This window comes from Clostridium sp. (genome assembly GCF_018372875.1).
In the GTDB taxonomy this organism is placed as follows: domain Bacteria; phylum Bacillota; class Clostridia; order Clostridiales; family Clostridiaceae; genus Clostridium.
Map to the genome: position 1 here is coordinate 33854 of NZ_JAHAIF010000025.1, position 25029 is coordinate 58882.

The 25029-nt window shown below is 30.1% G+C and carries 24 protein-coding genes; 23 read left to right on the plus strand and 1 reads right to left on the minus strand.

The window, feature by feature from the left end:
* The first annotated feature begins 18 nt into the window (after positions 1 to 18).
* From KIB46_RS09625 to holA, 3 genes are read left to right on the plus strand one after another with little or no spacing between them, the layout of a single operon-like run.
* A complete protein-coding gene (locus KIB46_RS09625; protein WP_291671555.1) occupies positions 19 to 2508 on the plus strand; it encodes an HAD-IC family P-type ATPase in 2490 nt (829 codons plus the stop codon).
* 15 nt (positions 2509 to 2523) lie between these two features.
* On the plus strand, positions 2524 to 4224 hold the full coding sequence (locus KIB46_RS09630; RefSeq protein WP_291671556.1) for a ComEC/Rec2 family competence protein: 1701 nt from the start codon (positions 2524 to 2526) through the stop codon (positions 4222 to 4224).
* A gap of 26 nt (positions 4225 to 4250) precedes the next feature.
* Positions 4251 to 5285: a DNA polymerase III subunit delta gene (gene holA, locus KIB46_RS09635; protein ID WP_291671557.1), complete on the plus strand. Its 1035-nt coding sequence runs from the start codon at positions 4251 to 4253 to the stop codon at positions 5283 to 5285.
* Between the two features lie 76 nt (positions 5286 to 5361).
* Here holA and rpsT read toward each other — a convergent pair whose 3' ends face one another.
* Positions 5362 to 5625, minus strand: coding sequence for a 30S ribosomal protein S20 (gene rpsT / locus KIB46_RS09640; protein WP_156563281.1), 264 nt, complete (start codon positions 5623 to 5625; stop codon positions 5362 to 5364).
* Between the two features lie 173 nt (positions 5626 to 5798).
* On the opposite strand from rpsT, the gene gpr reads away from it, so the two are divergent.
* The 20 genes from gpr to yqfD all read left to right on the plus strand — a co-directional run bounded on the left by gpr (position 5799) and on the right by yqfD (position 25028).
* Positions 5799 to 6773: a GPR endopeptidase gene (gene gpr, locus KIB46_RS09645; protein WP_156563280.1), complete on the plus strand. Its 975-nt coding sequence runs from the start codon at positions 5799 to 5801 to the stop codon at positions 6771 to 6773.
* A gap of 79 nt (positions 6774 to 6852) precedes the next feature.
* Entirely contained in the window at positions 6853 to 7902 is a 1050-nt protein-coding gene (locus KIB46_RS09650; protein ID WP_156563279.1) for a stage II sporulation protein P, read from the plus strand.
* Positions 7903 to 7966: 64 nt separating this feature from the next.
* Positions 7967 to 8293, plus strand: a complete 327-nt coding sequence (locus tag KIB46_RS09655) for a hypothetical protein (protein ID WP_291671558.1) — start codon at positions 7967 to 7969, stop codon at positions 8291 to 8293.
* A gap of 127 nt (positions 8294 to 8420) precedes the next feature.
* Positions 8421 to 10226: a translation elongation factor 4 gene (gene lepA / locus KIB46_RS09660; RefSeq protein WP_156563278.1), complete on the plus strand. Its 1806-nt coding sequence runs from the start codon at positions 8421 to 8423 to the stop codon at positions 10224 to 10226.
* Positions 10227 to 10447: 221 nt separating this feature from the next.
* Positions 10448 to 10717, plus strand: coding sequence for a hypothetical protein (locus tag KIB46_RS09665; protein WP_156563277.1), 270 nt, complete (start codon positions 10448 to 10450; stop codon positions 10715 to 10717).
* 83 nt (positions 10718 to 10800) lie between these two features.
* The gene (locus tag KIB46_RS09670; RefSeq protein WP_156563276.1) at positions 10801 to 11238 is read left to right on the plus strand and encodes a hypothetical protein; all 438 of its coding nucleotides are present in this window, start codon (positions 10801 to 10803) and stop codon (positions 11236 to 11238) included.
* Between the two features lie 55 nt (positions 11239 to 11293).
* Positions 11294 to 12418: a radical SAM family heme chaperone HemW gene (gene hemW / locus KIB46_RS09675; protein ID WP_291671559.1), complete on the plus strand. Its 1125-nt coding sequence runs from the start codon at positions 11294 to 11296 to the stop codon at positions 12416 to 12418.
* Between the two features lie 173 nt (positions 12419 to 12591).
* Positions 12592 to 13623, plus strand: coding sequence for a heat-inducible transcriptional repressor HrcA (gene hrcA, locus KIB46_RS09680; RefSeq protein WP_156563274.1), 1032 nt, complete (start codon positions 12592 to 12594; stop codon positions 13621 to 13623).
* Positions 13624 to 13652: 29 nt separating this feature from the next.
* Positions 13653 to 14267, plus strand: a complete 615-nt coding sequence (grpE, locus tag KIB46_RS09685) for a nucleotide exchange factor GrpE (RefSeq protein WP_156563273.1) — start codon at positions 13653 to 13655, stop codon at positions 14265 to 14267.
* A 64-nt stretch (positions 14268 to 14331) separates the two neighbouring features.
* Positions 14332 to 16191 (plus strand): molecular chaperone DnaK, encoded by a 1860-nt coding sequence (gene dnaK, locus KIB46_RS09690; RefSeq protein WP_156563272.1) that lies wholly within the window; start codon positions 14332 to 14334, stop codon positions 16189 to 16191.
* Between the two features lie 99 nt (positions 16192 to 16290).
* Positions 16291 to 17418, plus strand: coding sequence for a molecular chaperone DnaJ (gene dnaJ / locus KIB46_RS09695; RefSeq protein ID WP_156563271.1), 1128 nt, complete (start codon positions 16291 to 16293; stop codon positions 17416 to 17418).
* Positions 17419 to 17580: 162 nt separating this feature from the next.
* The gene (locus tag KIB46_RS09700) at positions 17581 to 19125 is read left to right on the plus strand and encodes a nitrite/sulfite reductase (RefSeq protein WP_291671560.1); all 1545 of its coding nucleotides are present in this window, start codon (positions 17581 to 17583) and stop codon (positions 19123 to 19125) included.
* A gap of 123 nt (positions 19126 to 19248) precedes the next feature.
* A complete protein-coding gene (gene prmA / locus KIB46_RS09705; protein ID WP_156563269.1) occupies positions 19249 to 20190 on the plus strand; it encodes a 50S ribosomal protein L11 methyltransferase in 942 nt (313 codons plus the stop codon).
* A gap of 16 nt (positions 20191 to 20206) precedes the next feature.
* Positions 20207 to 20968, plus strand: coding sequence for an RsmE family RNA methyltransferase (locus tag KIB46_RS09710; RefSeq protein WP_291671561.1), 762 nt, complete (start codon positions 20207 to 20209; stop codon positions 20966 to 20968).
* Positions 20968 to 22275: a tRNA (N(6)-L-threonylcarbamoyladenosine(37)-C(2))-methylthiotransferase MtaB gene (mtaB, locus tag KIB46_RS09715; protein ID WP_156563267.1), complete on the plus strand. Its 1308-nt coding sequence runs from the start codon at positions 20968 to 20970 to the stop codon at positions 22273 to 22275. The genes KIB46_RS09710 and mtaB overlap by 1 nt, the downstream gene beginning before the upstream one ends.
* A gap of 28 nt (positions 22276 to 22303) precedes the next feature.
* On the plus strand, positions 22304 to 22648 hold the full coding sequence (locus KIB46_RS09720) for a histidine triad nucleotide-binding protein (protein WP_049177229.1): 345 nt from the start codon (positions 22304 to 22306) through the stop codon (positions 22646 to 22648).
* Between the two features lie 121 nt (positions 22649 to 22769).
* Entirely contained in the window at positions 22770 to 22946 is a 177-nt protein-coding gene (gene rpsU, locus KIB46_RS09725) for a 30S ribosomal protein S21 (RefSeq protein WP_027099580.1), read from the plus strand.
* 30 nt (positions 22947 to 22976) lie between these two features.
* Complete coding sequence (locus KIB46_RS09730) at positions 22977 to 23429, plus strand: GatB/YqeY domain-containing protein (RefSeq protein ID WP_049177228.1); 453 nt, start codon at positions 22977 to 22979, stop codon at positions 23427 to 23429.
* A gap of 187 nt (positions 23430 to 23616) precedes the next feature.
* Positions 23617 to 23904, plus strand: coding sequence for a sporulation protein YqfC (gene yqfC / locus KIB46_RS09735; protein WP_156563266.1), 288 nt, complete (start codon positions 23617 to 23619; stop codon positions 23902 to 23904).
* Positions 23901 to 25028, plus strand: a complete 1128-nt coding sequence (yqfD, locus tag KIB46_RS09740; RefSeq protein ID WP_291671564.1) for a sporulation protein YqfD — start codon at positions 23901 to 23903, stop codon at positions 25026 to 25028. Before yqfC ends, yqfD begins: the two co-directional genes overlap by 4 nt.
* The last annotated feature ends 1 nt before the right edge of the window (position 25029 follow it).

Below are 25029 nucleotides of genomic sequence, written 5' to 3' on the forward strand. Positions count from 1 at the left end.
GGGATTGGGGGAGGAAATTTGCATTTCTATTATAACAATACATGGAAGTTTATTATTGAAAAATTAAGTAGTGATATACATAAAGGACTATTAGAGGAATTAGTTCCTAAAAGAAGACAAGTATATGGAGATAATGAAATAAAGTTACCACTTGGAAGCAGTGGGATTTTTTCATACATAAAAGAACTAATAAGTATATATTTATTTATTTGTTTATTTATAGATATATTTCTTTTAGTGAATAAAAATTATGTACTAGCATTATTTGTTACTATTATATTGTTCACAAATATTTTCTTAAGGTGGTTAAATATTTACCAGAAGAAAAAGCAAGTTGAATTTTTACAAAATATAAATTATACAACTGTTTCTGTACTTAGAGATGGTGTTGAAAAAGTTGTTAAAGCAGAAGAGTTGGTTGTTGGAGATATAGTTTATGTAAGAAAAGGATCACTTATAGCAGCTGATATGAGAGTCATTAGAGCTCATAATATTAAAGTTGATGAGAAGAATGTAACTGGAGAGAACTTTTTAAAGGACAAGTATGAGAGTAAGATAGGTGGAGAAGTATCATCTATTAGTGAGATGAAAAATATCCTGTTTAAGGGAACAGTTATAAAAGAAGGTGAAGGTGCAGGTATAGTAATATCTACAGGGAATAACACTCAGCTTGGTAAACTTTTAACTGCAATGAATTATGCTAATAGTAATAAGAACACTCTTAAATCTATGTTAGATAAGAATATTAATAAATTATACCTATTAATATCCTTTGTAACTCTTGTGATCTATCTATTAAATAAAGAAATTATATCTGTTTTATTATTTTTATTAGGAATTATACCTATAGAATTAATATTAAATACATATATTTATATATTGAAAAAAGATCTTAATAATGAGGGTATTGAGCTTATTAATACATCTACCTTAGAGTTGGTAAAAGATTTAGAAATATTATTTTTAGATAAGGTAGGTTCAATAACTTTAAACAAGATGGTTGTTAAGGGAATAGTATCAAATAATAAGTTATATGATATTGATAAAATAGATTATAAAAAAGATATTAATATTAATAGACTTATGGATATTCTTTTATTATGTAATAACTCTACTTATAATATTGAAGCAGATGATGGTAGTGGTGATTTAAGTGAAATTGCATACATACGTTTTGCTTCTAATAATAGAATATATAAATCTTTATTAGATAGTAAGAATAAAAGAATATTTGAAGTACCTATGGATTCTGATAAAAGAATGTTAACAACTTTAAATAAATCTAAAAAGGGGTATAGAGCAAATATAAAGGGAGATGTAGACAAGGTACTTGAGAGATGTACGCATATAATGATAGATGGTTTAGAAAAAGAAATTACAAATGAAGATATCAATATGATAAAAGCCTTGGATTTTAATTATTCTGTAGAAGGTCTTAAAACACAGGGAGTTGCCTATAGAAGTTTTAATTATCAACCTTCCATTTCAGAGAATGTTGAAAGTAATTTGGTGTTTGTTGGAATAGTTGCATTAGAAAATCCTATTATTGAGGATGTGGACAAACAAATTCTTAGTATAAAACAAAGAGGAATAATACCTATACTGTTTACAGATGACAATAAAATAGCAGCAACTGCTATAGGACAAAAAACTAGACTAATATCAGACCCATCCTTGGTTATTTCAGGAATAGAATTAGACTCCTTATCTAAAGAAGAGCTAATTGGAGTTCTGTCTAAAGCTAAAATATTTTCCAGGGTAAATCCTGAAATAAAAAGTAAAATAGTAGGGTTATTTAATCAGGATGGTTATAAGGTAGGGGTTGCAGGTGAAACCTTAGGAGATTTATCTTTTTTAGGTATAGCTAAAGTAGGGATAAGCAAGGGGAAAGCACCAGAGATAGTAAAAAAAGTTTCGGACTTATTTATAAAAGATAATTACTTGAATAAATTTTTAAATCTTTTTGATGTATCACAAAGTTTTATGAAAAACCTATATTCATGTGAAAAAATAACATTAATTTTTTTATTGTCTCAGCTAATATCATTAAATCTTATATCATTAATTGATTATAAAGTTGGGAATAATTTCATTCCTGTACTCATTACTAATTTGGTTATTTTTTCGATTTTAACAGTTGGAGTTTTAAATTCTGGTCTTAAGAGTGAGGGGATAGGTCTTAGTATATTTAAAATATTAGCATGTAGTGTGCTAACATTTTTGGCAGCTTATATTATAAAAGATCAATGTGAGATTGTATTTTTAATAGTCTTTACAGGTAGCTTATTAATAAATATTATTATAAATTTAAAAACAAAATTATTTCATATTAATATAAGTAATATTTTACTTTACTTTGCTATTTTTATATGGATTTTATCAATTGGTATATTTGGAGTATTTAATGGTGTTTCATTTACCTTATATGAAATGATAAGCTTAGTAATTATATTAGTTATATATTTAATAATTGAATTAATTGTAAAAAAGGTGGCAAGTATAAATTAATGAGGTGAAAAGTCTATGTTTATTGAAAATATAGAAAAAGTAAAAAGCCCCATTGTTTATATAACTCTATCATTTATGATGAGTTCTGTTTTTTATGGAATTTTTAATGAATATATATGGTTAGCATTTTTTTCGGCTAGCCTCTTTTTTATATTCATTTTTCTAAATACTAATAAAGAATTTTCTGTAATAATATTTGTTTTATTTATTATTGGTATAGTTATTAATTCTAATTATTATAGGGTGAATCTAGAAGAGAAGTTTATAGGAACTGTAAGGGTTGTAGAGGAAAAAAGCTACTATAATATTGTAGAATACAATGGGAAGAGGGTTAAAATAAACAGTAAAGAAAGTTTAGAATTAGGAGATAGAGCTAATATTTCTGGAGTTTTTAAGAAGGATATAAATAAAGAAGATGGTACAGTTGGAACTATAGAAATAGAGAATCAAAAAATATTTAATAAAGATATTTTAGGAAATATCTATTCTATAAGAAAAACAGTTTACAACAAACTTAAAGAAAATTTAGGGCAAAGAAAAGCTGCTTTAGTATCATCTTTATCTTTTGGATATTCTGAGTTTTTAGATAGTGAGGATAAGGATGATATGAGGAATTTAGGGATAATCCATGCAATAAGCGTTTCAGGTCTTCATGTTAGTATTATATTCTTATCTCTAAAAAAGCTTTTTGGTAATAAATTTGCTATAGTTTTAAGTTGTCTTTATGTTATTTTAACTGGTATCCCATTTTCTTCTTTAAGAGCATTAATAATGATAGTATGTTCATCTTCAGCAATATCTTTAAGGAAAAGCTATAATCCTTTAGGTGGATTATCCTTAAGTGCATTAATTATAATTCTATTAAAACCTTATGCAATATTTCAGTTAGGATTTATTTTATCCTTTGGAGCAACTTTAGGAATAATATTATTTTCTAATAAAATAAGTAGATATTTATATAAGTTACCTAAATACATTTCTAGCACTATAGCTATATCAATTGGTGCACAAGCCTTTACTTTACCTGTAATGATTATAGCTTTTAGAGAATTTTCTATGTGGTTTTTAATAGGAAATATTTTAGTTATACCTATATTAAACTTTATAATAATATTAGGAAATCTAGGGATGATTATTTCTTTTATTCCACTTATATTTGATTTTTTAAGTTTTATTTTGTTAAAGAGTATAGATTTATTAGATTATCTTATAGAAGAGTTATATGCTTTCAGTAATACAAGTTTTATTTCTCATAAAAGTTTAGCAATTATTTATATGTCAATGTTAATAAGTTTTTATTTTATATGTAAAGGATATAAAAAGTTTTTTATATTTCCTATTGTTTCTTTTTTCTGTGTTTCAATTTTCATATATAGTCCATTTTTAAAGTTCGAGTATTTAAGGGAGGGTGGTTTATTATTGTCTTATAGAGGAGAGAGGACAATAGTAACTAATAAAAGAAACATAGATATAGGAAAGCTTAAAAAAGAAAACTTGGCTCAAAGTAGTATTTTAGAAGGAAAGAATATAAGAATATCTGATAATATAAAGTTAAAAAGTAATAACAAGAATTTTATTCTTAAACTTAATAGGAGTGAGTATTTACTTAGGATTAATAATAGGTCAAAGGTAAAAGAAAATTGTGATATAATAGATTTCGTAGAAGGAAATGTACGAGGGTTTATTATTTTTGATAATAAAATATTTACATATTAAGATATAAGTCGGAAAGGCGGATTACTTTGATTACTTATGATATATTTGAAAAGGAAGTTAAACAAAACTCCATTAAAAATTCTTATGTATTTTGTGGCTTAGATGAAGAGTTAATAAAAGATGGAGTGAATTTATTAACTAAACCTTTTTTAGAGGATGGATTTGGAGATCTTAATTATATAAAGCTAGATGGTTTAACAACCACAATGGATGATATTTTAAATGCCTGTGAAACAATGCCTTTCATGAGTGAAAAGAAAGTTGTATTAGTTTATAGAGCTAATTTTTTAAAGGATAAGACAGATAGTAGTGGTACAAAGATGTATAATGCCATTAAAGATTACTTGAAGGATGTTCCTCCTCATACTTTATTAGTAATGTACTATGTTTTTGGAGATAAGAGAGAAACTCCTAAAAAAAATAAAAAGTTAATGGCTTTAGATAAAATAACTACAATAGTTCAATTTGATAAGTTAAAAAAGGATAGATACTATAAGAAAATAGAAGATATATTTATAGAGTCTGGAGCAAAGATTGGAAAGGTTGAAGTAAGATATTTTGCTGAAAAGGTACAAAATAACTTCGATATAATAAAAAGAGAAGTAGATAAGCTAGTTAATTATACAAATGGAAGAGATATAAAAAAGGAAGATATAGATAAACTACTTCCTTCAAAAAGTGAAGAGGATATATTTGATCTTGTAGATTTAATATCCCAAAGAAAAATAGAAAGAGCCATAGATATTATGGATGAGCTTTTGTTTAAGGCGGATCAACATATGCTTATTATAACATCCATTGAATTACAGTTTAAAAAACTATATGGAATAAAGGTTGGGTTATCTCAAGGAAAAAGAGTTGAAGATTTTATGTCTGAACTAAGAGTTCCTGCATTTGTATGTGAGAAGCTTATTAATTTGAGTTCTAAGTTCTCAATAAGACAGTTAGAAGGACTACTTAAATTGTGTATAGAAACTGAAAACAGATTAAAAAGTAGTGGAATAGATAAAACTATGGAACTTGAACTGTTATTATTAAATACATTAATGGTAAAAAAATAAAAGTATTGTAGGATTTATACAATACTTTTTTCTTATAAAAAGTAAATAACCGACCTAATTAGGTCGGTTTATACAATTACGCCATAGCGTTTAACTTTGCAGCTAATCTTGACTTCTTTCTAGCAGCCATGTTCTTATGGATAACTCCCTTTTGAGCAGCCATATCTATAGCCTTAGTAACACCTACAAATGAAGTTTTAGCTTCTTCAACATTGTTAGCTTGAACAGCAGCTTCGAACTTCTTTATAGTAGTCTTTAACGCTGACTTAACCATTCTGTTTTGTAAAGTCTTAGTTTGAGTAACTTTAATTCTCTTCTTTGCTGATTTAATGTTTGCCATTCTTAATTCACCCCCTCTAAATTTTATAGGGCCTCTGCAGTTTTTGGGGAAATCTGCGTACGAGTCATATTCAACACACCATATTATAGCATTGAAAGTTTCTATATTCAAGTATTAAATTTATGTAAAACGGAAAAATACAAATGAGACTATTATTGTGATGAGGTGGAGTAATGTTAAATGTAAGAACAGACTTAGCTATTGAATCTAGAGATTTTTATAAAGAGCAGAATAAATCGGATATTGATGGTGTTATTGTAACAGAAGAAGATATGGAAGGAACTATAGTGACTACGGTGAAAATTACCAATGAAGATGGATCAAACAAAATGGGAAAACCTATAGGAACTTATATAACTTTAGATATTCCAGAGTATACAGCTTATGATGGAGAGCTTATGGATGGTGTTTCAAAGGTACTTGGAGTAACTTTGAAAAATCTAGCAGGAATAAAGGAGAATGAAACAGCATTAGTTGTAGGACTTGGAAATTGGCAGGTAACACCTGATGCTTTAGGGCCAAAGGTTGTAGAAGGAATTATGGTAACAAGGCATTTAAAGACAGTTATGCCAGAGGCTATTGATGATAGTGTTATTCCTGTAGCAGCTATAGCACCTGGTGTGTTAGGAGTGACAGGGATTGAAACAGGAGAAATAATTAAGTCTTTGGTGGAAAAGATAAAGCCAGATTTGGTACTTTGTATTGATGCACTAGCCTCTAGAAAGGTAGAAAGAGTAAATAAGACCATACAAATAAGTGATGCAGGAATATCTCCAGGAGCTGGGGTTGGAAATAATAGAATGAAAATAAATGAAGAAACTTTAGGTGTTAAGGTGATAGCAATAGGTGTTCCTACAGTAGTGCATGCATCAACTATAGCTAATGATACTATAGATTTAGTATTAGATAACTTTATAAGTCAAGCAGAAGAAGGAAAAGAGTTCTTTAATATGCTTAAAAATATTGATAGAAATGAAAAAGGGGCATTAATAAGAGAGGTGTTAGAACCTTTTGTGGGAGATTTAGTAGTTACACCAAAAGAGATTGATTTAATGATAGATTCTTTATCAAAAATTATATCGAATGGAATTAATATAGCACTGCAACCTAATATGACAGTGGAAGATATAAATAAATTTTTAAATTAGAATAAAACAATAATAATTATGTAAAACCCTCATATAAATATTAAAGTAATAATATTTAAGGCTAGGGGGTTAGAAAGAGATGTATAAAAAAGGAATAAAGAAACCAGGGATAGGGCCTAAAATAAATATTGGTATAGTAGTTTTATTAGCTTGTATTACCTTATTTGCATTTAGAGTATATAAGGTTCTAATATCTAGTAGTGAAAGAGGGGGCTATGCATATGTGCAAATGCTAAATTTTGGATTACCTCTGCTTGAGGAACAGGCTTACGACGAATCTGATTATCATGAAAGCAGTATGACTTTAAAAAATGTATGCTTGGAAGCTTTAGGACTAAACAATTTAAGCCATTTTGGAATAATAAACAATGAAATAAGCTTTTTTAAGCAAGGTTTTAGTGAACAAGATGCCAGTATTGCATCTATAACAGTAAATCCATTTTTATTAAATGATGAATCAGTTTCAAAGGTAGAGCCAACTGAGTCAAAGGTAAGTGGAGTTTATGATGAAAGTTTAAAAACAAATATAGATCATTCAAAACCTAGAGTTTTAATATACCATACTCATACAACTGAAGGGTATTCAGATGGACCTAGTGATACAGTAGATAACAGTAAGAACGTAGTAGGTGTTGGTGAAGAATTAACTAGGATTTTAGAAAATGATTATGGAATTTCAGTAATACATGATAAGACTAATCATTATCTATCTTTTACTACCTGCTATGAGGTGGCAGGAAATACAGTTAAGTCTTACTTACAAAAGTATGGAGATTTTGATTTGATTATAGATTTGCATAGAGATGGTGGTCCACAAAAAAAGACAGTAACTGCAAATATTAATAATGAAGATGTTGCTAAAATAATGTTTGTACTAGGTCAAAATAGTGGTAGATATGCTGCTAATAAAGCATTAGTGGATGAGTTTGAAGCAAAAGCTAACGAGCTATTTCCTGGTTTGTTAAGACAAAGGACAGATTATAAAAAAGCAAAATGTGGTCCTAATCTTGGATTATCAGATGGTTCTTTATTAATAGAATGTGGAGCTAATGTAAATACTACACAAGAGGCAATGAACACAGCTAAGTATATTGCGAGATTAATAGCTGAACATTTAAATAGGAAATAGATGTATAAAAATATTCTTAATGAGCATCATTAAAGATATAAAATTATCTTTGGGGGTGCTCTTTTTGCGTAAAAAGAAAGTGTTTAGAACAATATTTTTAATAGTATTATTTTGTGTTACTTTAATTGCTTTAATAAAGATTAATATATTAAACACAAAAGCTTTATCTCCTTTAGGAAATACAAACGATAATTATAAATTAGTTAGTGAAGAATTTGGTGAGGATTTTTCTAATTTCATTCAAGATAAATCACCTGTAAAAATATATATTGAAGAAGATGAAGAAACAATGGTTAGATTGGGAGAAAAGGATTTCATTATAAAATCAGAATCAAATTTAATAAACTTTGCTAAGGGAGTTTTTTCTAAAGTAGAAGATTTGTTTAATTAGTAAGCAAATAATGGATAAACCCCATAAATTCTATTTTTATTGACATACAGTAAGTGGTTTATGTTATAATTTAGCTGATTCTTATAATGGGGGTGAAGTAACTGTCTATATAAGACAGTTTTAATATATGAATAATGATAGAAAACAATATATAAGAAACTTTTCAATAGTAGCCCATATAGACCATGGTAAGTCTACTTTAGCAGATAGACTTTTAGAAGCTACAGGAACTCTTACACAAAGGGAGATGGAAGCTCAAGTTCTTGATAATATGGAACTTGAAAGAGAAAGAGGAATTACAATTAAATCACAAGCAGCTAGACTTGTTTATAGAAGAGATGATGGGAATGAGTATATCCTAAATCTTATAGATACTCCAGGTCACGTAGACTTTACATACGAAGTATCTAGAAGTTTAGCAGCCTGTGAAGGTGCTTTGCTAGTGGTAGATGCAACCCAAGGGATACAAGCACAAACATTAGCTAACTGCTATTTAGCATTAGATAATGATTTAGAAATAGCACCAGTAATTAATAAGATAGATTTACCTTCATCAAGAGCTGATGAAGTTAAACAAGAAATTGAAGATGTAATAGGAATTGAAGCAGAAAATGCTCCGATGATATCAGCTAAAACTGGATTAAATATCGATAAGGTTTTAGAAGAAATTGTTGAAAGATTACCAGCACCAGAAGGGGATGAAGATGCTCCTTTAAAAGCACTTATATTTGATTCTTACTATGATAGCTATAAAGGTGTAGTTTGTTATGTAAGAATTCTTGATGGAGTTGTTAAGCCTGGAACTAAAATTAAGTTAATGGCTACAGATAAGGTGTATGATGTAGTTGAGGTGGGGGTATTCACTCCAAGACTATTCCCAATTGGAGAATTGAAAGCTGGTGATGTTGGATATGTTACAGCTTCTATTAAAAATGTTAGAGACGCTAGAGTTGGTGACACTATAACTTATGCAGATAGACCAACAGCTGAAGCATTACCAGGATATAAGCCAGCAGTTCCAATGGTTTACTCAGGAATATACCCTGTTGATGGAGCTAAGTATGATGAATTAAAGGAAGCATTAGAAAAGCTTCAAATAAATGATGCTGCATTAAATTTTGAACCAGAAACTTCTATAGCACTTGGATTTGGTTTTAGATGTGGTTTTCTTGGATTACTACACATGGAAATAATCCAAGAAAGAATAGAAAGAGAATTTAATTTAGATATTATTACAACAGCACCATCAGTTATTTATAAGGTAATAAAAACTGACGGAGAAGTTTTAGATATTACAAACCCTACAAATCTTCCTGAACCAACTGAAATTGATTATATGGAAGAACCAGTAGTAAAGGCTTCTATTATTACACCAACAGATTATGTAGGTGCAGTTATGGAACTTTGTCAAGAAAGAAGAGGAACATATATTGATATGCAATATATGGAGGAAACAAGAGCCGTAATAACTTATGACATGCCTTTAAATGAAATTGTGTATGATTTCTTTGATACATTAAAATCAAGAACAAGAGGTTATGCTTCTCTTGATTATGAATTTAAGGGATATGTTCAAACAGAACTTGTTAAGCTTGATATATTATTAAATGGAGATGTTGTTGATGCCTTATCAATGATAGTTCCAAAGGAAAGAGCTTATCATAAGGGAAGAGGAATTGCAGAAAAGCTTAAAGAAATAATTCCAAGACAAATGTTTGAGGTTCCAATACAAGCAGCTGTAGGTTCTAAGATTATTGCTAGAGAAACTGTAAAGGCAATGAGAAAAGACGTATTAGCTAAGTGTTATGGTGGAGATATCTCAAGAAAGAAGAAGCTTCTTGAAAAGCAAAAAGAAGGTAAGAAGAGAATGAGACAGGTTGGATCTGTTGAAGTTCCACAAGAAGCATTCATGGCTGTATTAAAAGTTGATTAATAATGAAAACTCAAGCGATCTAAGCTTGAGTTTTTTTCTTTACCGGAATATATTTTTTAAAAGAATATATATTCTTTTAAAATAAAAATAATAAAAATAATATAAATAATATAATGGGATGTTAGAAAAAAATAATTTAATTATGGCTGGATTGCTTTTGTAATTAAAATATTATCTTCTCAATATAATTTAAAGAAATAAAATTTATTGGAGGGATGATAATGTTAGATGCTTTAATGAGAGACACTAAGATAAAACCAAAGAAGTTAAGAAGAGAAGGTTATACTACAGGAACTTTAAGAAGAAAAAATGGAGAGATTATACCTGTAACTTTAACTGGCAGAGTAGTTGATAGTTATTTAGCAATTCATGGTGATCATTCATGTATGTATATTAGATTAGGAGATGAAGAAATAAATACTGAAATAATAAATGTTTATAGAGATGTTTTGATACACAATACTATAGATATAGACCTAAAAGAAAAATAAGACTATAATTATTTTTGCAAATAAAGTAATTATCATATAAAATAGATTTAAGATAATAATGGGAAGTTAATAGGAGGATTATTATGTTTTTAAGTGAATTAAATACAGAAGAATCTAATGCTTTTTTAAGCTTAGTAACTCAATTTGCTAAAGTGGATGAAACATTTGCTAAGGAAGAAAAAAGATTAATAGATGAATACTTAGATGAATTAAATTTAAAAGAAGAAGATATTAAAAATTTATCTTATGAGGAAATTATCAATGTATTAAAAAAATCTAAAAATAGAATTAAATCTATAATTTATTTTGAATTAGTTGGGCTAGCATTAGTTGATGGAGAATATGGAGATAAGGAAATAGATTTTCTTGATAAGATAGCTGTTAGTTTAGATATTAGAAGAGATAAAAAAATAGCCTTTGCAAATTATTTCTTTAACTTCAAAGAAATTTATGATTTTTCGGTTGTAGAAGCTGAAAGCAAAATAAAATTGTTAAAAGAGGAAGCAGAAGCGTTACTATAATAAATTCAAGGGGTGCTATTAAAGTGCCCCTTTTTGTTTTGGGAGGAATTAATTTATGAAAGAAGTAGCATTATATATTCATATACCTTTTTGCAAGCAAAAGTGCTTTTATTGTGACTTTCCATCATATGCAAGAAAAGATGATTTAATGAGTGATTATATAGAGGCTTTATTAATTGAATTAAAAGAGAAAATAAAAGGCTACAAAGTAAGAAGTTTATTTATTGGAGGAGGAACGCCTTCATATTTAAATGAAGAAAATTTACGTGAATTAATGAAGGTGATAAAAAATATAAATTTTGTTGAAAATGCAGAAAAAACAATAGAATGTAATCCAGGCACTGTATCAGAAGAAAAGTTTAATATTATGAAGGATGGAGGAATTAATAGATTAAGTTTTGGGTTACAAACTACAAAAAATAATTTGTTAAAAGGAATTGGAAGAATACATACTTTTGAAGCTTTTAAAGATAATTATAAATTAGCTAGAAGTGTAGGCTTTAATAATATAAATATAGATATGATGTTTGGATTGCCAAATCAAAGTGTTAAGGATTGGACAGAGAGTTTAGAAGAAGTGGCAAAGTTAAACCCAGAACACATATCAGCCTACAGTTTAATTATTGAAGAAGGAACACCTTTTTATAAATTATATAACGAAGATAAGTTAAAGCTTCCCTCAGAGGAAGAAGAGAGAGAGATGTATAAGAAATGCAAAGATATCCTTATAGAGAATGGGTATCATCAATATGAAATTTCTAATTATGCAAAAGAAGGTAAGGAATGTTTACATAATGAAGTGTATTGGATGTGTGATGAATATATTGGAGTGGGAGCATCTTCTAGTTCGTATATAGATGGAAAGAGAATAAAGAATATAGATGATTTGCGAGAGTATATAAAAAGAATAGGTAATGGTGAAAGTATAGTAGATGAAGAGATTATAAATACTAAAAATGATGACATAGAAGAATTTATGTTTATGGGATTAAGAATGAATTGTGGTATTGAAGAGGAAGAGTTTAAAAGAAGATTTAATACAAATGTAGATGATATCTATAAAGATGTTATTGAAGGTAATATAAACAAGGGATTATTAGAAAGAAAAAGAGGAAGAATATATTTGACTGATAAAGGTATAGAACTTTCTAATATGGTTATGAGTGATATGATATTGTAATATTTAGAAAACTAAAGAAAAATAGAAATAAAGTGAAATAATCATGGTTTTTTCAAGAAAATAGAGAAAGGTGAGAAGTATTTAAAATTGACAAAGGAATAAAGAAATAATATATTTTAAATATAGTCATTAGCACTCAAACTTAGTGAGTGCTAACAATACGAGGTGAGGTTATGGCTATTGATGATAGAAAGATTAGAATTTTAGAAGCCATTATAAATGATTATATTAATACTGGTGAGCCAGTGGGATCTAGAACAATAGCAAAAAGGTATGATTTAGGTGTTGGTTCAGCAACAATAAGAAATGAAATGTCAGATTTAGAGGATATGGGATATTTAGAGCAACCTCATACATCAGCAGGAAGAGTACCATCTAGCAAAGGTTATAGATTATATGTTGATAACTTAATGCAAAGGTCAAAGCTTTCCATTGATGAAGAGTTAAGGATTAAAAAATATCTTATTGATTGTGCAATGCTAGAAGTAGACAAAATTGTAAAACAAGCAAGTACTTTACTTTCTGAATTAACTAATCTTACCTGTGTAGTACAAACACCATCCGTTAGACAAAGCTATATTAAGTCAGTTCAATTATTAATGGTAGATGAGTTTAATTTAGTTTCTGTTATTGTAACTGATAGTGGAGTAATTAAAAATCATAGAATAAAAGTAGCTAAAGTTCCTTCAGTTGAAGAGTTGCAAACCATAAATAAAGTCATAAATTCAAGATTACAAAATCTTACAATAGATGAAATTAACTTAGAGGTAATAAATAACTTAAAAAAGGATTTTGTTGGATATGATGATTTATTTAATGCAATAGTAACAGCCTTATATGATAGTTTAAAAGAAGAAAATTCATCTGAAATATTTATGGAAGGGACAACAAATATATTTAACTATCAAGAATACAATGATATAGAAAACGCTAAGGAGATATTAAATCTTCTTTATAATAAAGATTATGTAGTTGAGCTTATTGAACCAAAAGGCGATATTACAATAAAAATTGGTGATGAAAATTATATACCAGGAGCAAAAAATTGTAGTGTAATATCAGCAGAATACTCTTTAGGAGATAGACCAATTGGTACAATAGGACTTATAGGTCCACAAAGGATTAACTATTCAAGGGTAATTTCAATAATGGCTCAAGTAATGAAAGAACTTAATGATATGTTAAAAGGCCAAAGTTTAGATTAAAAATAACGAGAAGAGGTGTAGAGTTTATAATGGAAGAAACAAATAAGAATGTTCAAGAAGATTTAAAAGAAACTACTGAGGAAATAAATGAAGAAGTAGTTAATGAAGATGTTGTTGAAGAAATATTAGAAAATGAAGAAGTAGCTCAAGAAGAAAGCACTAATGGAGAAAGTGAAGAGGATGAATTAGCTATGCTTAGAAAAAATAAGGATGAAGTTAAAAGACTTAATAATGAAGTAGAGGCTTTAAAAGATAGACTTCTTAGAGTTACTGCTGAATATGAAAACTATAGAAAAAGAACTGCTAAAGAAAAAGAAGGTATTTATACAGATTCTTGTGCAGATGTAATAAAAGAAATATTACCAGTTGTTGATAACTTAGAAAGAGCATTAGCAGCTGATGGAAGTGTAGAAGATCTTAAAAAAGGTATTGAAATGACAATAAAGGGTCTTCAAAGTTCATTTGATAAATTAGGTGTAGAAGAAATAGATGCTTCAGGAGAATTTGATCCTAATTTACACCAAGCAGTAATGCATATTGAAGATGAATCTTTAGAAACAAATGTAGTTGCTGAAGTATTTATGAAGGGATACAAAAGAGGCGACAAGGTAATTAGACATACTGTAGTTAAAGTAGCTAACTAATTAAAAATTTTAATATATAAGAAATAAAAACTAGATTTTATCTATGTTTGAGGAGGAATAAATTATGGGAAAAATTATAGGTATTGACTTAGGTACTACAAACTCATGTGTAGCAGTAATGGAAGGTGGAGAACCAGTCGTTATCGCTAACTCAGAAGGAGCTAGAACTACTCCATCAGTAGTTTCATTCCAAGCAAATGGAGAAAGATTAGTTGGGCAAGTAGCTAAAAGACAGGCGATTACAAACCCAGATAAAACAATAATATCAATTAAGAGAGAAATGGGAACTAATCATAAAACTAATATAGATGGTAAAGATTATTCACCACAAGAAATTTCAGCTATGATTCTTCAAAAAATCAAAGCTGATGCAGAAGCTTATTTAGGAGAAACTGTTTCTCAAGCAGTTATTACAGTACCTGCTTACTTTAACGATGCTGAAAGACAAGCGACAAAAGATGCTGGTAAGATAGCAGGTCTTGAAGTTTTAAGAATCATAAATGAACCTACTGCTGCATCATTAGCATATGGTTTAGATAAAACTGATAAGAATGAAAAGATATTAGTATATGACCTAGGTGGAGGTACTTTCGATGTATCTATCCTTGAACTTGGTGATGGTGTATTCGAAGTATTATCAACAAATGGTGATACTAAGCTAGGTGGAGATGACTTTGATAACAAGGTTATGGACTACATTGCTGAAACATTCAAAGCTGAAAATGGTATAGATTTAAGAAATGACAAGATGGCTCTTCAAAGATTAAAAGAAGCAGCTGAAAAGGCTAAGATTGAGTTATCATCTTCAACTCAAACAAATATTAACTTACCATTCATAACTGCTGATGCAACTGGTCCAAAGCATATAGATATGAACTTAACTAGAGCTAAATTCAATGAATTAACTCATGATCTAGTTCAAAGATCAATTGAGCCAATGAAGAAAGCATTATCTGATGCAGGTCTTTCAATGAATCAAGTTGATAAAGTAATTTTAGTTGGTGGTTCTACAAGAATTCCAGCTGTTCAAGAAGCAGTTAAGAGCTTTACAGGAAAAGATCCTTCAAAGGGAGTTAACCCAGATGAATGTGTTGCTATAGGTGCAGCTATTCAAGCAGGTGTTTTAACAGGTGAAGTTAAGGACGTATTATTATTAGACGTTACTCCATTAACTTTAGGTATTGAGACTTTAGGTGGAGTTGCTACTCCATTAATAGAAAGAAATACAACTATCCCTGCGAGAAAGAGCCAAGTGTTCTCAACAGCAGCAGATGGTCAAACTTCAGTTGAAATTCACATTGTTCAAGGTGAAAGACAAATGGCAGCTGATAACAAGACTTTAGGTAGATTTACTCTATCAGGAATTGCTCCAGCTCCAAGAGGAATCCCTCAAATTGAAGTTACTTTTGATATAGATGCAAATGGTATTGTTAAAGTATCAGCTGTAGATAAGGGAACTGGTAAGGAAGCTAACATTACAATCACTGCTTCAACTAATTTAAGTGATGATGAAGTAGATAGAGCTGTTAAGGAAGCTGAAAAGTTCGCTGAAGAAGATAAGAAGAGAAAAGAAAAGATAGAAGTTCATAACAATGCAGATCAAGTTGTTTACCAAACTGAAAAGACATTAAATGAACTTGGAGATAAGGTATCTGCTGAAGACAAGGCTAAGATTGAAGCTAAATTAGAAGAAGTTAAGAAGATTAAAGATGGTGAAGATTTAGAAGCTATCAAGAAGGCAATGGATGAATTAACTCAAGAATTCTATGCTGTATCTTCTAAGATTTATGCAGATGCTAATGCAAATGGAGCAGCAGGTGCTGGATTTGATCCAAACAATATGGGAGGAAACCCAGGTGCAGGAGCAGCTCCACATGATGACAATGTTGTAGATGCTGATTTTAAAGTAGACGAAGATAAATAGTTGTCACAATTAATATAAATCTTATATAATAGGAGAGGGAAGGCAGAAGTCGTCTTCCCTTTTCTAAAGTTAATAAAAATTAGGTGGGTGAAAAAATAGATGGCAAGTAGAGACTACTACGAAGTCCTAGGTCTTCAAAAGGGTGCTAGTGACGATGAAATAAAAAGAGCCTTTAGAAAGCTAGCTATAAAATACCATCCTGACAAAAATCAAGGGGATACGGAAGCTGAACAAAAGTTTAAAGAAATAAACGAAGCTTATCAAGTGCTTTCTGATCCTGAAAAGAAAGCTCAATATGATCAATTTGGAACAATTGATCCAGGAGCAGGATTCGGTGCAGGTGGATTTGGTGGCTTTGACTTCTCTGAGATGGGAGGCTTTGGAGATATATTTGATACATTCTTTGGTGGTGGTGGATCAGGTAGAAGAAGAAATGGTCCGGTAAGAGGAAATGACATTGAATATACCTTAAGTTTAACATTTGAGGAAGCTGTATTTGGAACTGAAAAAGAGATTTCAATTACAAGAAGTGAAAACTGTGAAGAATGTCATGGTTCAGGAGCTGAACCTGGAACAAGTGCTAACACATGTCCAACTTGTGGAGGTTCAGGTCAAGTAAGGGTACAAAGACAAACTCCGCTAGGAAGTTTTGTAAGTACTACTACATGTGATAAGTGTGGAGGAAAAGGTAAAGTTATAGATACTCCATGTCATACATGTCGTGGAAAAGGTCATGTTAGAAAGAATAGAAAGATTACTGTTAAGGTACCAGCAGGTGTAGATACAGGTAATGTAATGCCACTTAGAGGCCAAGGTGAGCATGGTCAAAATGGTGGTTCGCCAGGAGATTTATATATTAAGATAAGAGTTGCTCCTTCTAAGCAATTTACTAGAAAGGGTAATGATATATATGTAGATACTCACATATCTATGGCTAAAGCTGCACTTGGAACAGAAATAAAGGTTCCAACTGTTGATGGAGACGTTAAGTACACAGTTCCTCCTGGAACACAATCAGGAACTTTATTTAGACTTAAAGGAAAAGGAGTTCCTAGAGTTAATTCATCAGGTAGAGGGGATCAATATGTTAAGGTTGTAGTTGATATTCCTAAGAATTTAAGTGATAAAGCAAAAGAGGCTTTAGTTGCCTTTATGGAAGCAACTGGTGAAGCTGTTGAAGGGGAGCATAAGTCTCACAAAAAAGGATTTAATTTATTTAATAAATAAGGAAAAGACTGTGAAAAAATAATATTTTTTTTCGCAGTCTTTTTTTCTTATAACAATTTTCCTATATGTAGTATAAATAATTCCTATTGGACTGGGAAAAACTATGAATATAGAATAGATTATATAGAAACATAAGAAAAAATTATGATATGAGGTGGAGAAGTGAACAGTTTAAAGGAAATACTCCTAGATGAAATTGAAGAATTTAGAAAGGTTGGACATCAATTTTTAAATGGGGAATTGAATCTTATGCAATTTAAACATGAATCAGGTGGTATGGGGATGTATGCACACCGTGGTGGAAAAGAGTTTATGATAAGATTTAGAATACCTTCAGGGGTAACTCATTCAGATGAATTGAAGTTAATATATGAATATGCTAAAAAACATAATCTTGGTGGGATTCATTTTACAACACGTCAAGCGATACAGTTGCATGGATTAACATTAGATGGTGCTTGTGATTTAATGAAGGAAGGCTTGGAAGTGAATTTATTTACTAGAGGAGCTGGAGGAAACTTTCCAAGAAATGTAGCTCTTTCACCATTAGCAGGTGTTGATAAGGAAGAAGAATTTGATCCAACTCCATATGCATTAGCTGTTGGTAATCATTTTTTAAAGAAGATTTATACATATAAGTTGCCTAGAAAGTTAAAAGTATCTTTTTCTAATTCTTATAAGGATACAGCTCATTGCACTGTACAAGACTTAGGTTTTGTTGCAGTAAAGAAGGATGGAAAAGAATATTTTAAAGTTTATATAGGTGGAGGTCTTGGAAATAATCCAAGAAAAGCTATAGAAGTAGATGAATTGATAGAAGCTAAGGATGTTCTTTACTATATTGAAGGAATGACTAATCTTTTTATAGCAGAAGGTGACTATAAAAATAGAGCTAAAGCTAGAATTAGATATATAGCTGATAGAATGGGTGATGAAGAGTTTGTTAATCAATTTAAGCTTTATACAAAAGCTGAGAAAGAAAAAGGTGGATTAGAATTAAATCTTCATCATACTGAGATAAAAAAAGAAGGAATAAAAACAGAAGTTAAAGATAAGAGATTAATAGAGCAAAAACAAGATGGTCTTTATACTGTATATTTACATCCAGTAGGAGGACAATTAAAATTAGAGTATCTTAAAGAAATTTTAGATACTATAGCTAACTTTGAGGGTGTAGAAGCAAGACTTGCCATGACTGAGGGAGTGTACTTTAGAAACTTAAATGGAAAAGAGGCGGAAACCTTATTGAATATTACTAAGAAGATGGGGGGAGAAGCTGAAATATATCATAGCGTGGCATGTATAGGTGTTCCAACATGTCAAATAGGAATAGGTAATAGCCAAGGGTTATTGTTTAATATAATGGACTACTTTAAAGATAAAGATTATTCTTCAGATTTAATGCCAAGAGTATATATTTCTGGTTGTACAAATTCATGTGGAGTGCATGAAATAGGAAAAATAGGTTTTACAGGTAAGAAGAAGAGAGTAGATGATGCTGTAAAAGAGGTTTTTGGATTGTTTATAAACGGAGATTTTACAGTGGAAAATGTAAGGCTAGGTGAATTTAAGGGAGATATGTTACCTGAAAGAATACCAGAATTCTTATATGAGTTAGCTATGAAACTTGAAGAGGATAATATTAAGTTTGAAGATTACATAAAAGAAGATGAATTTATGAACTTAGTAAATAAATATTTAGTATAAAATATAAGGGTTGTATCCAAGTTGATACAACCCTTTGTTAATATAAGGGATTCCTTGACATAACTGAAATGTAAAGTGTAAAATATTATATTAGTCAAAGTATAAGTGAAAGGATTGATTTTTTTGGAAGGAACTTGGATAGAGGTTAGAGTAATTACCAAAAGTGAGGCTTTAGAGCCGATTTCTGGTATATTCTACGGACTAGATTGTAAGGGCGTTGCTATAGAGGATCCAGAAGATATATTAGGTAGAGAACAAGGACCATTAACATGGGACTTTGCAGATATAAATGTACTAGAACACAAGGGTAAATTTGCAGTTGTTAAAGGGTATTTTTCAGAAGAAGATAATATAGATGAAATAATAGCTTATATTAATGAAAAGGTTGAAGAGATTAAAGCTTTAGGAATTGATGTAGGTGAAGGTAAAGTAGAAGTTGAAAAAATGTATGAAGAAGATTGGGCAAACAACTGGAAGAAGTACTATAAGCCTTCAAAGGTAGGGGAGAAAATAGTTGTTAAACCAATATGGGAAGAATATGAAGCAAAAGATGAAGAATTAGTAGTTGAATTAGATCCGGGAATGGCATTTGGAACAGGTGAACATGAAACTACAAGAATGTGTATTCAAGCTTTAGAAAAGTATGTTCAAAAGGACAGCACTGTATTTGATGTTGGTTGTGGTTCTGGAATACTTGCCATTGCAGCAGCTAAGCTTGGTGCAAAACTTGCAGTGGGGGTTGATTTAGATCCAGTAGCAGTAGAATCAGCAAAAGAAAATGTAGGGTTCAATAACATAGATAATATTGAGATTCTACATGGAAATTTAATTGAAGTTATTGATGGTAAGGCTGATATAGTTGTAGCTAATATTATAGCAGAAATTATCTGTATATTAACTGAAGATGTAAGTAGAGTAATTAAGCCAAATGGTTACTTTATAACATCAGGGATTATCCATGATAGAGTAGAAATGGTTACTAATAAGTTAGAAGAATGCGGTTTTGAAGTTATTAAAGTTAACAAGGATGGGGAATGGAACTGCATAATAGCAAAACTTAAGTAGTTAAGGAGAGAAGTATATGCATAAGTTTTTCACACCTGCTGAAAATATTAATTCTAATGAAGGAAAAATATTAGGTGATGATGTTAAACATATATATAAGGTTTTAAGGTTAAGTGAGGGGGAAGAAGTAGTTTTAAATAACTGCATAGGTGATGAATTCCTTGGGAAAATAAAAAGTATTTCAAAGACTGAAGTTATTATAGATATACTAGAAAAGTTAGATGTAAATAATGAAAGTCCTATAGAAATTTATTTATATCAAGGTCTTCCTAAGTCACAAAAGATGGACCTTATAGTTCAAAAGGGTACTGAACTTGGAATATCAAAGTTTGTACCAACTATTACTGATAGAGTAGATGTTAAGCTTAAGGGAGAGTTTAAGAAGCTTGATAGACTTAATAGAATAGCTCTTGAAGCTGCAAAGCAAAGTAAGAGAAGCCTTATTCCAACGGTAGATGAGCCAATATCATTTGATGATGTTTTAGGGGAATTAGAGGAATTAGATTTATTCTTGGTTCCTTATGAGAATGCCGAAAACTTTGGAATTAAAGGTGTAATAAAGGATTTAAGGGATAGTGGAAGATTAGATAATGTTAAAAAGATCGGTATAATGGTTGGACCAGAAGGTGGTTTTGAGGAAGAAGAAATTGAAAGACTAAAAGAAAAAGGTGCCTATATTATTACGCTAGGAAGTAGAATTCTAAGAACGGAAACAGCTGGATTTACAGCAACTGCTTTAGTGCAATATGAGTTAGGTGATTTAGGAGGAAATGTTTAATGAAGGTTGCATTTTCTACATTAGGATGTAGAGTTAATCATTATGAATCAGAAGCTATGGCAGAAAAGTTTATAAGAGAAGGATATGAGGTGACAGAGTTTACAGAAGTTGCTGATGTCTATGTTATAAATACGTGTACAGTAACAAATATGGGAGATAAGAAATCTAGACAAATTATAAGTAGAGCTAGAAGACTTAATCCAGATGCTATAATAGCTGTTGTAGGGTGTTATTCACAAATAGCACCAAAGGAAGTTTCAGCAATAGATGGTGTTGATGTTGTTCTTGGAACTAGAAATAAAGGTGATGTAGTTTATTACGTAAATAAAGCTAGAGATGAACAAGCAGCACAAATATATGTTGAAAGTGTACTAAGAAATAAGAAATTTGAGGAATTAAACATAGAAGAATACCAAGATAAGACAAGAGCATTCCTAAAAATCCAAGATGGATGTAATAGATTCTGTGCATACTGTATAATACCTTATTCTAGGGGATCGGTATGTTCGAAGGAACCAAGACAAGTTCTTGATGAAATAAATAAGTTATCAGAACATGGATTTAAGGAAATAATATTATCAGGAATTCATACTGCATCATATGGATTAGATTTAGATGGTGAAATCACTTTAGTTGATTTATTAGAAGAGATAGAAAAACTAGATGGTATTGAAAGAGTAAGAATAGGGTCTATAGAGCCAGCTTTCTTTACTCCAGAAGTAATTGAAAAAATTAAGAATATGAAGAAATTATGTCCTCAGTTCCACCTTTCTCTTCAAAGTGGATGTAATGCTACGTTAAAGAGAATGAATAGAAGGTACACAGCTGAAGAGTATGAAAGAATAGTTAATATTTTAAGAGAAAATATTAAAGATGTTTCTATTACAACTGATGTTATAGTTGGATTCCCTGGAGAAACAGAAGAAGAATTTAATGAAACTTATGAGTTCTTAAAGAGAATAAAGCTTACAAAAACTCATGTGTTTAAATATAGCCCAAGAGAAGGTACAAAGGCGGCAACTATGCCAAATCAATTAGATGGAACAGTTAAGGATAAAAGAAGTAAAGCTCTTATAGAATTAAATAATAAAAATGAAGGTGACTTTACTAAATCTATTGTTGGTAGAGTTATGGATGTACTTATAGAACAGCCAGTAAAAGGGAAAGATGATGTATATGAAGGATATACTAGAAACTATGTTAAGGTTGAAGTTAAAGGTATAGAAGAAAACTTAAAAGGTCAAATAGTAAATTGCAAGATAGAAGAAGCTTTAGGAGATTATGCTGTAGCTACTCTTGTAAAATAAAAAGTTACTATTAGAAAGGGGTGAATTTATGGAAGATTGTATTTTTTGTAAAATCATAAAGGGTGAAATACCAAGTAAAAAAGTATATGAAGATGAAAAGGTATATGCTTTTTATGATATAAGTCCAGAAGCACCTATACACTTCTTAGTAATACCTAAGGAGCATATAGAAAGTGCTAATGCCTTAAATGAAGAAAATGCATCTGTGGTCGCACATATTTTCTTAGTAATTAATAAACTAGTTAGTGAGCTAGGTATTGCGGAAAAAGGCTACAGAATTGTAAATAATACAGGTAATGATGGAGGTCAAACTGTACATCATATGCATTTTCATGTTCTTGGAGGCAGAAGTTTAAATTGGCCTCCAGGCTAATAGTTAAATTTTTAAGAATTATTGACACGAGCAACCTTACTATTGTATAATATAGCATGTGTTATTAAGCCCGTAGCTGAGTTGAATTTAGAATTTTAGCTAGCGGAGGGAGGGATAATTAATGTCAGAAATCAAAGTTGGAGAAAACGAAACTCTTGAAAATGCGTTAAGAAGATTTAAGAGAAAATGTGCAAGAGCTGGAGTTCTTTCAGAAGTAAGAAAGAGAGAACACTACGAAAAGCCAAGCGTTAAGAAAAAGAAGAAATCAGAAGCTGCTAGAAAGAGAAAGTTCAAATAGAACGTTCTTTTTGAAAGAAGGTATGTGTATATGCCAACAGTAAAAGAAAGACTTCAAGAAGATTGGAAAACTGCTTTAAAGGCTAAAGATAAATTTAAAGCTAACGTTATAAGTACAGCAAAGTCTGCGATTTTATTAGTTGAAAAGACTGATGGAATAACAGCGGATGATGCGCTAGCTATAGAAATATTAGCTAAAGAAGTCAAGCAAAGAAGAGAAGCAATGCTTGAGTTTGAAAAGGGAAATAGACAGGATTTGGTTGATCAGTCAAAAGCTGAGATAGAAATTTTGTTAAATTACCTTCCTCAGCAGTTAAGTGAAGGGGAAATAAGGCAAATTATTGAAGAATCAGCTATTGAAGCGGGCGCTAGTAGCATTAAAGACATGGGAAAAGTTATGTCAATTGTTAGACCTAAGACATTAGGTAGAGCAGATGGCAAGCTTGTTAGTCAAATAGTAAAAGAATATTTAACTAATAAATAATAAGAAGAACTCTTCGAGTTCTTTTTATTGTTTTGTATGAGTCATTAAAATAGAGTTTAAGGCTAATATTAGCTTTAAACTCTATTTTTTATTCTGCCTATATGGATTTACATATTCTAATTGTTCTTTTTTTTATGTTTTAATCATAAATTACAATGATAGAAATATAAAAAATGGGGGATTAGAGGTGGAGGAAAAAATAAATAAAGGTAGAGAAATGTTAGTAGATAAATTTGATTTGCCAGCAGAAATAGTAATGGATATTCCTAAGATAATTATTACAGGGAACAAAGAAATAATTATAGAAAATCATAAAGGGATATCTAATTTTGAGAAAAATCTAATTAAAGTAAATTCTAAAGTTGGCAATATAAATATAGAGGGAAGTGATTTTGAAATTTTGTACATAGGAGGATCGACTATAAGTATAACCGGAAAATTTAAAGCAATTATATATGAGGATAAACAAAAATGATACTAGATAAATTAAAAGTTGGAAGTGTAATAGTTGAAATAAGTGCAAAATCACCTGAAAGAATACTTAACCTTCTATGGAACAGCGGAATAAAATCTAAGAACATTGTTAAGATTGATATAACTACAATTAGGTTAGAAGTTGAATATAATGACTATAATGAAGTAGTGGGTGCTGTTAAAAGATGTGGCGGCAAAATAAAGATAATAAGTAAAAATGGTTGGGTGTTTCTAATATCAAGACTAAAGAGACAAATATCATTAGTTTTAGGTTTGTTAATATTTGTAATAGGGATGTTTTACCTGTCAACTTATATATGGGCTATAGATATACAAACAGGAAATAATTTATCGCCTTATCAAGTTAGAAAAGAATTAAAGAAAATTGGTATTGTTCCAGGCATAAAGAAAAGTAAGATTGATGTTTATGATATAGAAAGTAAGGCTGAAGATATAAATAGTGATATATTGTGGATAAGAGCAAGAGTGGAAGGGGCTACATTGAAAATAGTTATTGAAGAGAAAGTTAATCCTCCAAAACAAGTTAGTGATACATCTGGAGATTGTGTGGCTAAAGTTGGTGGAGAAATAAAAAGGGTTTTTGTATCCTCTGGTACTAGCAATGTAAGCCCAGGCGATTTTGTTAATGAGGGAGATGTTTTAATAAAAGGAATACAAGGAAAAGAAGGAGAGGAATATGATGTTCCTGCAAAGGGAATAGTTATAGCTAATACGTTTTATGAGAAAGAAATGGAAGTACAGGTTAGTGGTTCTAAGCTTGATAAGACAGGTGAAAGAGATAGAGATATTTACTTATCTTTCTTTGGTAGGAAAATTTACTTGAAAAAAGCTATAAATAACTTTAAGTATTATGATAAAATAGAAGATGAAAAAGGTTTTATTAAAACTACAACTTATTTTGAGAGAGCAGAGAAAGAGGTAAATTTAGATAAGGAAGAAGCAATTAAAACTGCAACTGAACAATTAACAGAATCATTTTCAAGAACTTTGAGTAATGATTATAAGATTGTTGATAAAGACGTGTATACAGAAGACATAGGTGAAGGTAAGTTGCGTGTTAAGGTGACCTTTGTAGTTGAACAGGATATAGCCAGTGTATCATAAT

What these genes read in the sequence shown, in the direction of transcription:
- KIB46_RS09630 (WP_291671556.1), top strand. Translation starts at nt 2,524, where the DNA reads ATGTTTATTGAAAATATAGAAAAAGTAAAAAGCCCCATTGTTTATATA.
- rpsT (WP_156563281.1), bottom strand. Translation starts at nt 5,625, where the DNA reads ATGGCAAACATTAAATCAGCAAAGAAGAGAATTAAAGTTACTCAAACT.
- gpr (WP_156563280.1), top strand. Translation starts at nt 5,799, where the DNA reads ATGTTAAATGTAAGAACAGACTTAGCTATTGAATCTAGAGATTTTTAT.
- KIB46_RS09650 (WP_156563279.1), top strand. Translation starts at nt 6,853, where the DNA reads ATGTATAAAAAAGGAATAAAGAAACCAGGGATAGGGCCTAAAATAAAT.
- lepA (WP_156563278.1), top strand. Translation starts at nt 8,421, where the DNA reads ATGAATAATGATAGAAAACAATATATAAGAAACTTTTCAATAGTAGCC.
- KIB46_RS09665 (WP_156563277.1), top strand. Translation starts at nt 10,448, where the DNA reads ATGTTAGATGCTTTAATGAGAGACACTAAGATAAAACCAAAGAAGTTA.
- KIB46_RS09670 (WP_156563276.1), top strand. Translation starts at nt 10,801, where the DNA reads ATGTTTTTAAGTGAATTAAATACAGAAGAATCTAATGCTTTTTTAAGC.
- hemW (WP_291671559.1), top strand. Translation starts at nt 11,294, where the DNA reads ATGAAAGAAGTAGCATTATATATTCATATACCTTTTTGCAAGCAAAAG.
- hrcA (WP_156563274.1), top strand. Translation starts at nt 12,592, where the DNA reads ATGGCTATTGATGATAGAAAGATTAGAATTTTAGAAGCCATTATAAAT.
- grpE (WP_156563273.1), top strand. Translation starts at nt 13,653, where the DNA reads ATGGAAGAAACAAATAAGAATGTTCAAGAAGATTTAAAAGAAACTACT.
- dnaK (WP_156563272.1), top strand. Translation starts at nt 14,332, where the DNA reads ATGGGAAAAATTATAGGTATTGACTTAGGTACTACAAACTCATGTGTA.
- dnaJ (WP_156563271.1), top strand. Translation starts at nt 16,291, where the DNA reads ATGGCAAGTAGAGACTACTACGAAGTCCTAGGTCTTCAAAAGGGTGCT.
- KIB46_RS09710 (WP_291671561.1), top strand. Translation starts at nt 20,207, where the DNA reads ATGCATAAGTTTTTCACACCTGCTGAAAATATTAATTCTAATGAAGGA.
- mtaB (WP_156563267.1), top strand. Translation starts at nt 20,968, where the DNA reads ATGAAGGTTGCATTTTCTACATTAGGATGTAGAGTTAATCATTATGAA.
- KIB46_RS09720 (WP_049177229.1), top strand. Translation starts at nt 22,304, where the DNA reads ATGGAAGATTGTATTTTTTGTAAAATCATAAAGGGTGAAATACCAAGT.
- rpsU (WP_027099580.1), top strand. Translation starts at nt 22,770, where the DNA reads ATGTCAGAAATCAAAGTTGGAGAAAACGAAACTCTTGAAAATGCGTTA.
- KIB46_RS09730 (WP_049177228.1), top strand. Translation starts at nt 22,977, where the DNA reads ATGCCAACAGTAAAAGAAAGACTTCAAGAAGATTGGAAAACTGCTTTA.
- yqfD (WP_291671564.1), top strand. Translation starts at nt 23,901, where the DNA reads ATGATACTAGATAAATTAAAAGTTGGAAGTGTAATAGTTGAAATAAGT.